The following is a 12,180-nucleotide window of genomic DNA, read 5'->3' as shown; positions in this document are numbered from 1 at the left end:
GCCACCACATCCTCGAATGGATCCGCGGCGGCCAGACCGCCATCGACAACCTCGTCCTGCTCTGCGCCTACCACCACCGCCGCCACCTCGACCACGGCTGGCGCATCCACATGATCGACGGCATCCCGCACTTCACCCCACCCGACCTCGTCGACCCCCTCCGAAGACCCATGCGGAACCAGCCGACCTTCATCCCGACGGCCTGACCTCCGCGCACCACCCAGTGATCAGCACGCCGACCAGGCAGGCCTGAAGATCGCACGACGCAACGAATGTTGAGTCGCAACGTACGTTGAGAAAGGTGGTGTGGCCGTGACCTGTTCGGGTCGGCAACCGTCCGGGCAGGTCGTGCCGGCGGCCGCAGGGCTCAGCCGCGCGACTCGAATGCCTTGCGACTCGAGCAGACCGAGGCCAGGGCGCACGCCGAGCGCCGGCCGGTGGCGTCGAGGCGCACGACCACCTTCTCCCCCGGCACGTTGTGCCCGACCACGGTGCCCTCGCCCTCGGGCGTCTCGACGTGCTCGCCGAGCGCAGGCGCCTGCTCGGCGAACTCCTGGTAGAGCGGGTGCTCGTACTTGAGGCAGCACATGAGCCGCCCGCAGGCGCCCGAGATCCGCATCGGGTTCGGCGGCAGCTCCTGCTCCTTCGCCATGCGCACCGACACCGGCTCGAAGTCCACCAGGAAGGTCGAGCAGCACAGCTCACGGCCGCACGAGCCGATGCCGCCGGTCAGGCGAGCCTCGTCGCGGGGCGTGAGCTGGCGCAGTTCGACCTTGCCGTTGAGGGTGGCCGCCAGGTCGCGGACGAGGGCGCGGAAGTCGACGCGGTGCGGCGCGGTGAAGTAGATGGTCGTGTGGTTGGTGGCGGCGACATGGTCGATGCCGCTGACCTTCATCGGCAGCCCGTGCTCACGGATCAGGCGGCGGGCCGCGACGCGGGCGGCGGCACGCGTGCGCCGGTTGGTCGTCGCGTCCGCGAGCTGGTCGGGGCCGGCGATGCCTTCGAGCACGGGCAGTCCGGCGACCTCGTCGCTCACCCACTCGGGCGCCCAGACGACCTGGGCGACCTCCGGCCCGGCCGAGGTCGGGTACAGCACCGAGTCGCCGACCTGCAGCGTCAGCCCACCGGGGTCGGCGTAGTACAGCCGCCCCTGAGGCTGGAAGACGACCGCGCACATCATCGGCACGCCCGCCAGCCTATTGCGCAGCGGTAGTCGCGCACCCGGGCCGGCTCAGTCGGGCAGCCGCAGCGCTGCGGTCAGTGCCTCCAGCGCGATGATCGGCTTGACGTTGAGCTCGAGCGCCTCGCGGCAGGCCTGCACCGCGTCGAGGCACCGCAGCGCGCCCGTCGCGTCGAGCCGCCGCGACACCGCGATGACGTCGTCGGCGAGATCGGGGTGTGCCGCCGGCACGTCGGCACCGGCGAGCACGAGCAGCACGTCGCGGTAGAAGGCGGCGAGATCGACGAGTGCCCGGTCGAGCGAGTCGCGCTGGGTACGGGTGGCACGCGACTTCTGCCGCTTCTCGAGCTCCTTGAGTGCACCGGCCGAGCCGCGCGCCATCGCCGCGACACCGCGACCCGTCCCGCCCGCGCCGAGTGCCGTCGCGAGGGCCTCGGTCTCGCCCGCGTCCAGCTCGGCCGACAGCGCGGCCGACTCGGCCTCGGCGGCGGCGACCAGGCGCGAGGCCGCGTCGAGACACGCCTGCAACGTCGTGAGCCGCGCCGGGATGGTGAGCACCTCGGCCCGCCGGTCGGATGCGGCGGCGTCGCGTGCCAGCCGCCGCGACCGGCCGACATGCCCCTGGCCCGCGGCGGCCGCCCACTCGGCGGTCTCGGCGTCGATGCCTTCGCCGACCAGCACCGCGGCGACGTCCGCGGCGCGCGGCGTGCGCAGCGTGACCAGGCGGCAGCGCGACCGGATCGTCACCGACACGTCGTCCGGGTGCGTCGACGGAGCGCAGAGCAGGAAGACGGTGCGCTCGGGCGGCTCCTCGACCGCCTTGAGCAGCGCGTTCGACGCCTGCTCGGTGAGCCGGTCGGCGTCCTCGATCACGACGATCTGCCAGCGCCCGGTGACCGGCCGGCGGGCCGAGCGGGCGACGATCGCGCGCATCTCGGCGACCGAGATGGACAGTCCCTCGGGCACGACCGAGTGGACGTCGGGGTGCGCCCGGTGCGCGACGGCGGTGCACGCGAAGCACTCGCCGCAGCCGACCGCGTCGAGCCGCTCGCACTGCAGCGCGGCGGCGAAGGCACGGGCGGCGACCGAGCGCCCCGAGCCGGGAGGACCCGTGAACAGCCAGGCGTGCGTCATCGCGCCGGGCGTTGCGTCCTGCCCGGCGGCGGCACGGGCGGCGGCCTGCAGCGTGGCGATAGCCTCGGGCTGGCCGATCATGCCGTCCCAGACGGTCATGCCTCGACCGCCCGCACCAGCAGGGCACGCAGCGTCGCCGCGAGGTCGTCCTGCGCCCCACCGCCGAGCGGGGCGAGCATCTCGCGCTCGGCGTCGAGCAGCGCCGCGAAGGCGCCGTCGACGGCCCGCCGGCCCGCGGCGGTGAGCCGCACCCGCACGAGCCGCCCGTCGTCCGGATCGGGCGCGCGCGTGACCAGCCCTCGCTCGGTGAGCTTGTCCAGGCGGCTGGTCATCGTGCCGGAGGTGACGTGCGTCTGCGCGGTCAGCTCGCCCGCCGTGAGCTCGAACGGGGTGCCCTGGCGGCGCAGCGCGGCGAGGACGTCGAACTCGTGCCGGCGCAGACCGTGCTCGGCGAAGACCGCGACGCGACGGTCGGCGAACACCTCGGCGAGCCGGTCGAGCCGAGACATGACCTGCACGGGCGCGACGTCGAGGTCGGGACGCTCGCGCTGCCAGGCGGCGACGATGCCGTCCACCTCGTCCCGCGCCGTCACGAGCACCATGCTGTCACATCTCTCGATGTCGAGATTCCCGCTCGGCGCTCGCCGGACGGGTCGACGCAGGTCTACAGCAGGCCTCCGACAACCTCTTGGATCCGCTGCGCGAGCGCCTCGGGCGGGGCACCCGCATCCAGCACGAGATACCGCGCCGGATCGGCTTCGGCGAGGCGCAGGAAGGCGGCGCGGACGGCGCGGTGGAAGTCGAGCGAGGCGCCCTCCAGCCGGTCGAGCGCCGCCCGGCGGCGGGCCCGCGCGAGCCCGACCGCCGGGTCGAGGTCGAGCAGCACGGTCAGGTGCGGCACCAGGCCGTTGGTGGCCCAGGCGTTGATCCGCTCGGCGCCCGGCAGGTCGCGTCCGGCGCCCTGGTAGGCCAGCGTCGAGTCGACGTAGCGGTCGGTGACGACCACCTCGCCGGCGGCGAGCGCCGGCAGGATCACGGTCTCGACGTGGTGGGCGCGGTCGGCCGCGTAGAGCAGCGCCTCGGCGCGCGGCGAGACCTCGGCCGAGTCGGGGTCGAGCAGCAGCCGGCGGATGTGCGCCCCCAGCGGCGAGTCCCCCGGCTCGAAGGTCACCCGCACGGTGCGGCCCGCGCCGCGGAGCCAGTCGGCGAGCAGGCCGATCTGCGTGGTCTTGCCGACGCCCTCCCCGCCCTCGAACGCGATGAAGACGCTCATGCGGCGCGGGCGACGCCGACGAGCGAGTCGAGCCGTGCGAAGTTGGCCCGGCGCAGCGGACTGCGCACGACGCGGGTCACCTGCAGCCCGCCCGCCGCCGCGACCGTGCGGTGCGTGCGTGGCGTGAACTGCCAGATGTGCTCGGCCGGCTTGAGCGTCCACCACCGCGTGCGCAGCAGCCGCGCCGGCAGCGACGAGAAGTACGGCGTCGAGAACAGCACGACACCGCCGGGTGCGAGCAGGGACGCGACGGTGCGCCAGAAGTCGACCGGGTCGGGCACGTGCTCGACGGTGTCCCAGGCGCAGACGACGTCGAAGCGGCCGTCGAGCGGCGCGTCCTCGAGCTGGGTCGAGTGGACGGTGACGCCGTAGGTCGACCGGGCGTGCGCGGCGGCGTCCTCGGACAGCTCGACCCCGATCACGTCGAAGCCCTGCTCGCGCGCGGCGGCGAGGAACATGCCGCGTCCGGCACCGATCTCGAGCAGGCGCGCACCGGCGACGTCACGCCCGAGCGCGCGCCGCGCGACGTCGAGGCGGCCGGCCATCCAGGTGCGCTGCAGGGCCATCGCGCCGCGAGAGCCGTCGTACATGCCCCCGTGGTAGGCCGGGTCGCCGTAGAGGCGGCCCAGCGCGTCCGGACGCAGGCGCGGGCTCACGAACACCAGCCCGCAGCGCTCGCACTGCACGATGCCGAAGGGGTCGAGTTCCCAGCGCGGCGTGCCCTGCAGGCCGCAGACGCAGCAGACGACGGGTTCGGTGTCCTCGGGCCGCCACTGCACCCCGCGACGCTACCGTGCGGCCGGGACGGCGGCGATCAGGCTGCTGCGTGCCTGCACGAGCCGGCCGAGCCGTTGCACCACCGCGGCGGGCAGTGCCTCCGCACCGGCCGGGCAGACGAGGTACCGGTCGGGGTCGGCGTCGGCCTCGTCGAGCAGCGCCTGGCGTGCCTCGCCGGGCGCGGCCGGGTCGTCGACGACCACACCGAGATCCGGGACGAGACCGCCCGTGCTCCAGTCGTTGACGTCGCGGTTGGGGTCGATGTCTGCCCCGCTGCCGCCGTGCACGGCCACCGACGAGAGCACGAAGCGGTCGCAGATCACGACCTCGCTGCGCTCGAGCGCCGGCCGGATGACCGCGGCGACGTGCTCGCTCCGGTCCGCCGCCGACAGCAGGGCCGCCGTCTCGGGCTCGACCTGCGACCCCTCGAGCACCTCGCGCACGCGGCGACCGGTCGGCGAGTCGGTCGGCTCACCGGTGACGGTCATCGTGAGGCGACGTTCGCGCACCGCGGCGGCGAGCAGTTCGGCGATGACGGCGGTGGCCTGCGGGTCGACGCCGTCGACCGTGAGGAACAGGCCCTGGTGGTCGCTCGGGCCGCCCGCGCCGGCGCGCACCACGCGGCGGCGGATGATGTCGCGCAGGCGCGTGCGGTTGGGAGTGGCCCGCGAGGTGGCGTACCAGCTCACCAGCAGGGCCACGAGGCCGCCCAGCAGCAGGGTGAGGCCGGGGCCGCTGAACCGCAGATGGGCGTAGCGGCCGACCCGCAGCGTGTGCGAGCCGATGAGGCCCGCGAGGTTCGGGCCGATCGCGATCGTCGCCAGCAGCATCAGCCGCACCGACGACAGCACGAACGAGAAGATGCGGCCGCGCAGCCGGTCCTCCACCTCGTGGCCGATGAGCGTGTAGCCGATGATCCAGGCCATGCCGGCAAACAGGCCGATGAGGGCCGCGAGGACGTCGGCGAGCACGAAGTCCTGCACCAGCGACATGCCGAGCAGCGTGATGCCGGCGCCGCCGATGGCGAGGCCGAACACCCGGCTGCGCGCGAGGCTCGGCAGCGCACGCGGGCCGACGAGCATGCCGACGGCCAGACCCGTGAAGACGGTGCCGAACATGATCGAGTACCCGGCGGCGCCGGCCGACAGCGTCGCGACCCACAGCTGCGCGACACCGACGGTGAGACCGCCCGCGGCGAACGCGCCGATGATGCCGACGTAGAGGCCGCGGATCAGCGGCTGCTGCCGCACGAAGGCCACGCCCTCCCGCAGCAGGCTGAAGACACCGGCCTCGCGCTCGCGAGCACCCGGACGCGCCGGGATCTCGCGGCGTGACAGGAAGACGGTCGAGGCGCTGACGAAGAACGAGATGGTGTTGAGCAGCAGCGCGAGCACGATCGCGCCGTTGACGTCGCCCTTGGTGAAGGTCTCGTCGCCGGTGATCAACCGATTGATCACCGAGAGCAGCGCGAAGACGGCGGACGCGACCGGCACCGTCCCGTACACCGACACGAGCGACAGCTGGTTCGCCGTGGCGAGGTGCTGCTTCGGGACGATCGCGACCCACACCACCTGCTTGGCGGGTTGGGTGAACAGGCCCACCGCCTCGATCGCGAACTGCGCGATGTAGAGCCAGACGAGGTTGTAGCCCAGCGCGATGGACGCGTAGAGCAGCCCGGCGAGGGTGTCGCCGATGATCACCGTCTTGCGTCGGTCGAGCTTGTCGGCGAGCGCTGCGGCGAAGGCGCCGAAGAGGATGTCGGGCGCGAGCCGGACGAGGATGACGCCCGAGATCGCCGCGCCCTGCGCCTGCAACGACTGTTGATGCGTGAGCTGCTGGGCGAGCGCGGTGTTGGCCAGCAGGCCGAGCCAGTCGCCGAGCGACGAGAACGTGATCGCCGCCCAGATGCGCCGGAACACCCGCAGCCGGAAGAGCGCCAGTAGCGCGTTCTCGCGCCGCGGGTTCGTCGCCCGCTCCGTCGTCGTCATCGTGCTTCCACCGGCGCGACGAGGTCGCCGACGCGGCGGCGGCGCACGGACGCGCCGGTGCCGCCGAGACCGTCGAGGGTGAGCTCGTCGACCGTGTGCAGCCGCTTGGTCCGGCGGTCGAGGTGCAGCACCGACAGCGCGAACGGCGGCGGCGGGTCGGTCTGCACGCCACGCAGTCCGGCGCCCCCCGTGGTGCCCTGCGTGAGCAGCAGCGTGCCGCCGAGCGCGCGCGCCGCGCGCACGTGCGTGTCGCCGCTGAGCACGAGCGGCACGAGCCCGGCGAGCTTGCGTCCGGCGGCCGGTGAGTGGACGAGGGCGATGTCGGCCGCGGTGCCGGCGGCGCGCAACCGCTCGGCGAAGGCGGTGGCGGCCGTCGCGGGCAGGTCGTGCGCGCGGTCGTGGCCGGTGGTCTTGTCCGGCGTGAACCGTGGGTCGGGCAGGCCGACGAACCGCAACCCGGCGACCTCGACCGGGGTCGTCGCGCCGTCGAGCACCACCGCGTTCGGCTGCTCGGCGACCGCGGCGGCGGTGCCGGTCGAGTCGTGGTTGCCCTTGACGTAGACGTACGGCACGCCGAGGTCGGCGATCGGACGCAGCGTCGCGCGCTCGGCCGGCGTGCCCCAGTCGACGAGGTCACCGGTGTCGACGACGAGGTGCGCGCCGTACTGCGCGACCGCCGCGCGGGCCAGTGGCAGGCCGAGCGGGCTGAGATGGATGTCGGAGATGTGCACCAGCCTGATCGCGTCCTCGGGCGGCGCATCGGGCAGCGCCGCCACCCGCTCGTATACCCCGGCGGCGGTCTGCAGCAGCTCGGTGAGCTGGTCGCGGTAGCGGTCGAGCCGCTGCGGCGCCGTGCGCAGGTCGCCGAGGATCCTCGGTGCCTGCTGCAGCAGCCCGGTGAGCCGCGGGTCGCGCAGCGCGGACGCGTCGCGGGTGAGTACGCCGCGGGCGCCGGCGCCGAGCGTGAGCGCCAGGGCGACGCCCCCCGCCGACACGGCGTCGCGGGGCCGCCGGGTGAGCAGCGCACCCGCGGCGACGCCGCCCAGCGTGGCGCCGGCGGCGGCGGTGATCGCGGCGCGGACGGCGAGCGGACGCGCGTCGTGGCCCCAGGCCGCGAGCTGCGGGGCGACGGCGCCGGCCGCGAGCGGTGCGAGGGCGGCCGGGTCGAGGTCCCGCGCTCGGAGGGTGACACCGAGCGGCCCGCCGTGGGTGGCCAGCCGCGCCGTGCCCAGCGGGCGCAGGTCGACCTCGACGCCGGACGAGGCCGGTCGCAGCGCCACCTCGACCTCGAGCGGGCCGACGCGGCCGCGGGTCGGTGGGGTCAGGCGCAGGCCGAGGTCGGCCCCGAGCGCTCCGCCGAGCGTCCGGCCCAGCAGGCGTCGCAGGCGCACCTTCGGATCGTAACCGGGCGCCTTCCCTGTCCTCGGCAAGCAAGATATCTTGACGTCAAGATAAATTCGAGGAGGCGCCGTGCGGTGGGATCCGGAGCAGTACGGGCGGTACGGCGACGAGCGGTCGCGGCCGTTCGTCGAGCTGGTGTCGCGGGTCGTGGCCGAGGCGCCGCACCGGGTGGTCGACGTCGGCTGCGGGTCGGGCGCCCTGACCGCGCTGCTCGCCGAGCGCTGGCCGGACGCCGTCGTCGAGGGCTTCGACTCGTCGCCGGAGATGATCGCCGCGGCCGACGAGCACGCGTCCGGCCGGGTGCGCTTCGCGATCGGTGACGCCGCGAGCTGGACGCCGCCGCCCGATGTCGACGTGATCGTCAGCAACGCGGTGCTGCAGTGGGTGCCCGACCACCGCGTCGTGCTCGGGCGCTGGGCGGAGGCCCTCGCCCCGGGCGGGTGGCTCGCGGTGCAGGTGCCGGGCAACTTCGGCGCGCCGTCGCACCGGCTCATGCGCGAGCTGGCCGCCGAGCCGCCGTGGGCCGAGCGTCTTGACGGGGTGCTGCGCCACGACGACGCCGTGGCCGAGCCGGTCGACTACGCCGCCGAACTGCTCGCGTCCGGACTGGTCGTGGACGCATGGGAGACGACGTACGTGCACGTGCTCAGCGGCAGCGACCCGGTGCTCGAATGGGTGCGCGGCACGGGGCTGCGTCCGGTGCTGGCGGCGTTGGGCGACGACGCGCCGGCCTTCGAGCGCGAGTACGCCGCCCGGTTGCGCACGGCCTATCCCCCGACGCCCGCCGGCACGCTGTTCCCGTTCCGCCGGATCTTGGTGGTGGCCCACCGCCCCGCTGGGTGACGCACTCACGCGGACGATGACGGATCCCGCCCGCGGGTGACGGATCCCATGATCGCGTGACGGCCAATTTGCCGTCTCCCGATCTTGAGGTCCGTCACCCGATCTTGAGGTGCGTCACTCGGCCGACTTGGCCGCCTTCGCCGGGGTCTTCTTCGCCGCGGCCTTCTTGGCCGGGGCCTTCTTCGCGGCCGCCTTCTTCGCCGGGGCCTTGCGGGCGACCTTCTTCACCGGACCGCGGGCACGGCGGTCGGCGAGCAGCTCGGACGCGCGGGCGTCGGTCAGCTCGTCGATCGAATCGCCCTTGCGCAGCGAGGCGTTCGTCTCGCCGTCGGTGACGTACGGGCCGAACCGGCCGTCCTTGATCACCATCGGCTTGCCCGAGACTGCGTCGACCCCGAGCTCGCGCAGCGGCGGGGCCGCGGCGGCCTGCCGACCGCGCAGCTTCGGCTGCGCGTAGAGCGCAGCGGCCTGCTCGACCGTCACCGTGAACAGCTGCGCCTCGCTCTCGAGCGAGCGCGAGTCGGTGCCCTTCTTCAGGTACGGGCCGTAGCGGCCGTTCTGCGCGGTGACCTCCTCGCCGTCGAGCACGCCGACGACGCGCGGCAGCGTCAGCAGCTGCTCGGCCTCGTCGAGCGTCACGGTGTCGAGGGACATCGTCTTGAACAGCGACGCCGACTTCTCGCCGTCGGTGACGTAGGGGCCGTAGCGGCCGGCCTTCGCCGTGATGACGCGCCCGTCGGCGGTCTCGCCGAGCTCGCGGTCACCGGACGGCGCCGACAGCAGCTCCTCGACCTTCTCGGGCGTGAGCTCGTCCGGCGGCAGGTCGTCGGGCACCGACGCGCGCTGGCCGCCCTCGTCGTCGCCGCGCTGGATGTACGGGCCGTACCGCCCGACGCGCACGACCACGCCGTCGGCGATCGGGATCGAGTTCACGCCGCGCGCGTCGATCTCCTCGAGCCGGCTGGCGATGAGCTTCTTCAGCCCGCCCTGCGCCGAGATGCGCTGCGCGTCCTCGGCGGCCGGGTGCGCCGACCCGAAGTAGAACCCCCGCAGCCAATCGACGCGCGACCGCTCGCCGTTGGCGATGTCGTCCAGGTCGTTCTCGACCGACGCGGTGAACCCGAAGTCGACCAGCCGGCTGAAGTAGCTCTCGAGCAGGCCGATGACCGCGAACGCCGTCCACGTCGGGATGAGCGCGGGGCCCTTCTTCCAGACGTAGCCGCGGTCCTGGATCGTCTGCATGATCGACGCGTACGTCGACGGACGACCCACCCCGAGCTCCTCCATCGCCTTCACCAGCGACGGTTCGGTGTAGCGGGCGGGCGGGCTCGTGGTGTGGCCGTTGCCCTCGAAGCCGCGCGCGTCGAGGCCGTCGCCGCGCGCCAGCTGCGGCAGCCGCTTCTCCTCGTCGTCCTTCTGCGCGGTGTCGTCGGTGTCCTCGACGTACGCGCGCAGGAAGCCGGGGAAGGTGATCGTGCGGCCGCTGGTGGTGAACACCGCGGTCTCGCCGGCGACACTCGTGCCGGTGAGGCGCACCGACACCGTCGTGCCGACCGCGTCGGACATCTGCGAGGCCAGCGTGCGCTGCCAGATCAACTCGTACAGGCGGAACTCGTCGCCGGACAGCTCGCGCGCGACCTCGCCCGGGGTGCGGAAGTGGTCACCCGCGGGGCGGATCGCCTCGTGCGCCTCCTGCGCGTTCTTGACCTTGCGGTTGTACAGCCGCGGCTCGGCCGGCACGTACGCGTCGCCGTAGAGGTCACGCGCCTGCGACCGCGCAGCGGTCAACGCGGTCTCCGACAGGTTCGTGCTGTCGGTACGCATGTAGGTGATGTAGCCGTTCTCGTACAGCCGCTGCGCCGTGCGCATCACCTGCTGGGACGACCAGCGGAACTTGCGTCCCGCCTCCTGCTGCAGGGTCGAGGTCATGAACGGCGGGTAGGGACGCCGCCGGTAGGGCTTCTCCTCGACGCCGGCCACCGTGAAGTCACGGCCCTCGAGCCGCGCGGCGAGCCCGCGCGCACCCGCTTCGTCCAGGTGCAGGACGCTCGCCGGGGCACGGCCGGTCGCGGCGTCGAAGTCGCGGCCGGTGGCCAGGCGGGTGTCGTCCAGCGAGTACAGCGTGGCCGTGAAGGTCCCGCCGTTCGAGAGCCCAGCGTCACCCTGCTTCGGCGACGACGGTGCGAAGACGCCCGTCACGTCCCAGTACTCGGCGCGGTGAAAGGCCATCCGCTCGCGCTCGCGCTGCACGACCATGCGCGTCGCGACCGACTGCACGCGACCGGCCGAGAGCCCCTTCTGCACCTTCTTCCACAGCACCGGGCTGACCTCGTAGCCGTAGAGCCGGTCGAGGATGCGTCGGGTCTCCTGCGCGTCGACGAGCTGCTCGTCGATCTCGCGCGGGTTCGCGACGGCCGCGGCGATCGCCTGCGGGGTGATCTCGTGGAAGACCATGCGCCGCACCGGCACCTTGGGCTTCAGCTCGTCGACCAGGTGCCACGCGATGGCCTCGCCCTCGCGGTCCTCATCGGTGGCGAGGTAGATCTCGTCGGCCTGCTTCACCAGCGACTTGAGCTTGGTGACCTGCTGCTTGCGGTCGGGGCTGACGACGTAGATCGGCTCGAAGTCCTCCTCGGTGTTCACGCCAAGGCTCGCCCACGGCTGCCCCTTGAACCGCTCGGGCACGTCGGCGGCACGGCGCGGCAGGTCACGGATGTGCCCGATCGAGGCCTCGACGACGAATCCCTGACCGAGGTATCCGCCGATCGTCTTCGCCTTGGCCGGCGACTCGACGATCACCAGCTTGGTGCCGGTCGCCTGCTTGCTCGCCACACGTTCTCCCAACTCGGCCCACGTTGATCCACGAGGTGGGCACCCGCCGCGGACGGTACCGCACGGTGTCCACCCGGGCGCTGCGCCGATCGTCGCCCTGTCAGCAGACGCGCCGCGCGCGGCCCGCGCTGCCCGCCGCGCCGGTCACACCGGCCACTGCGCCTCGCCACCGGCCGGCGCCGGACCGAGCAGTTCGACCAGCCGCCGCAGCCGCCGCACCGACGTCACCCGCCAGCCCGGCCCGCCGCGCGCCGCGATGGACACCGCCGCGACGCCCAGGCGGGCGAGCTGCGCGCCCGCCGTCCGGTGCAAGGGATCGTCGGCCTCCGGTGTTCCCAGCAGGTAGCCGGTCTCGTCGCGGCGCCCGGCCGCGATCGCCCACAGCCGCAGCCCGTTGGCGGTGAGGACGAGGTCGGCGGGAGGGACCTCGTTGGCGCCCCGCGTCCATCGCTGGGACGGGGGCAGCAGCCGCTCGGCGAAGGCGGTGCGCGCGGCGACGCCGACGGCCGTGTCGGCGATCCCCGCGTCCCCGTCACCGAGCCCGAGGGCGGTGAACGCGTCGACCAGCGCGGCGGCCCGCCACGGCTCGCCGACGACGATCGACAGCCGCGCGGCCGGCCGGCCGTCGGCCGCGACACCGCGCACCCAGTGCCCGCCCGCGAGCAGGACGCCGTCGAGGTCGGCGAGGGCGGGCGTCGCCGCGGCGGCGCCGAACAACGAGAACTGCATGCCGGCCTCCTCTCCGGACGGCG

At 73.8% G+C, this 12,180-nt stretch carries 11 protein-coding genes; 2 read left to right on the top strand and 9 right to left on the bottom strand.

The genetic code is table 11. From position 1 onward, the window contains the following. A partial coding sequence (locus tag ACTHMS_RS20000; protein WP_440308420.1) for an HNH endonuclease occupies positions 1-206 on the top strand: 206 nt, incomplete at its 5' end. 161 nt (positions 207-367) lie between these two features. Here ACTHMS_RS20000 and ACTHMS_RS19995 read toward each other — a convergent pair. From ACTHMS_RS19995 to ACTHMS_RS19965, 7 genes are all read right to left on the bottom strand, one after another. Next, positions 368-1,180 carry a PSP1 domain-containing protein gene (locus ACTHMS_RS19995; RefSeq protein ID WP_440308421.1) on the bottom strand — a complete coding sequence of 271 codons (813 nt, stop codon included), beginning with the start codon at positions 1,178-1,180 and terminating at the stop codon, positions 368-370. Positions 1,181-1,231: 51 nt separating this feature from the next. After that, positions 1,232-2,413, bottom strand: coding sequence for a DNA polymerase III subunit delta' (locus tag ACTHMS_RS19990; RefSeq protein ID WP_440308419.1), 1,182 nt, complete (start codon positions 2,411-2,413; stop codon positions 1,232-1,234). Next, on the bottom strand, positions 2,410-2,916 hold the full coding sequence (locus ACTHMS_RS19985; protein ID WP_440308418.1) for a MarR family winged helix-turn-helix transcriptional regulator: 507 nt from the start codon (positions 2,914-2,916) through the stop codon (positions 2,410-2,412). Before ACTHMS_RS19985 ends, ACTHMS_RS19990 begins: the two co-directional genes overlap by 4 nt. Before the next feature lie 62 nt (positions 2,917-2,978). Next, positions 2,979-3,587, bottom strand: coding sequence for a dTMP kinase (gene tmk / locus ACTHMS_RS19980; protein ID WP_440308417.1), 609 nt, complete (start codon positions 3,585-3,587; stop codon positions 2,979-2,981). Beyond that, positions 3,584-4,366 carry a class I SAM-dependent methyltransferase gene (locus tag ACTHMS_RS19975; RefSeq protein ID WP_440308416.1) on the bottom strand — a complete coding sequence of 261 codons (783 nt, stop codon included), beginning with the start codon at positions 4,364-4,366 and terminating at the stop codon, positions 3,584-3,586. Before ACTHMS_RS19975 ends, tmk begins: the two co-directional genes overlap by 4 nt. A 9-nt stretch (positions 4,367-4,375) precedes the next feature. Beyond that, positions 4,376-6,352, bottom strand: a complete 1,977-nt coding sequence (locus ACTHMS_RS19970; RefSeq protein WP_440308415.1) for a bifunctional MFS transporter/dTMP kinase — start codon at positions 6,350-6,352, stop codon at positions 4,376-4,378. Further along, positions 6,349-7,743: a metallophosphoesterase family protein gene (locus tag ACTHMS_RS19965; RefSeq protein ID WP_440308414.1), complete on the bottom strand. Its 1,395-nt coding sequence runs from the start codon at positions 7,741-7,743 to the stop codon at positions 6,349-6,351. Before ACTHMS_RS19965 ends, ACTHMS_RS19970 begins: the two co-directional genes overlap by 4 nt. A gap of 79 nt (positions 7,744-7,822) precedes the next feature. Between ACTHMS_RS19965 and ACTHMS_RS19960 the strand changes: the two genes are divergently transcribed. After that, entirely contained in the window at positions 7,823-8,596 is a 774-nt protein-coding gene (locus ACTHMS_RS19960; protein WP_440308413.1) for a trans-aconitate 2-methyltransferase, read from the top strand. Between the two features lie 114 nt (positions 8,597-8,710). Here the strand turns inward: ACTHMS_RS19960 and topA are convergent, their stop codons facing one another. Further along, positions 8,711-11,428 carry a type I DNA topoisomerase gene (topA, locus tag ACTHMS_RS19955; protein WP_440308412.1) on the bottom strand — a complete coding sequence of 906 codons (2,718 nt, stop codon included), beginning with the start codon at positions 11,426-11,428 and terminating at the stop codon, positions 8,711-8,713. 144 nt (positions 11,429-11,572) lie between these two features. After that, positions 11,573-12,180: hypothetical protein (locus tag ACTHMS_RS19950; protein WP_440308411.1), on the bottom strand; the 608-nt coding region annotated here is incomplete at its 5' end.

Origin of the sequence: Jatrophihabitans sp. (genome assembly GCF_051960575.1) — a bacterium.
GTDB lineage: Bacteria > Actinomycetota > Actinomycetes > Mycobacteriales > Jatrophihabitantaceae > JBQCEE01.
Note: the sequence above shows the minus strand (reverse complement) of the source record. Positions and strands in the feature narration are given on the sequence as shown.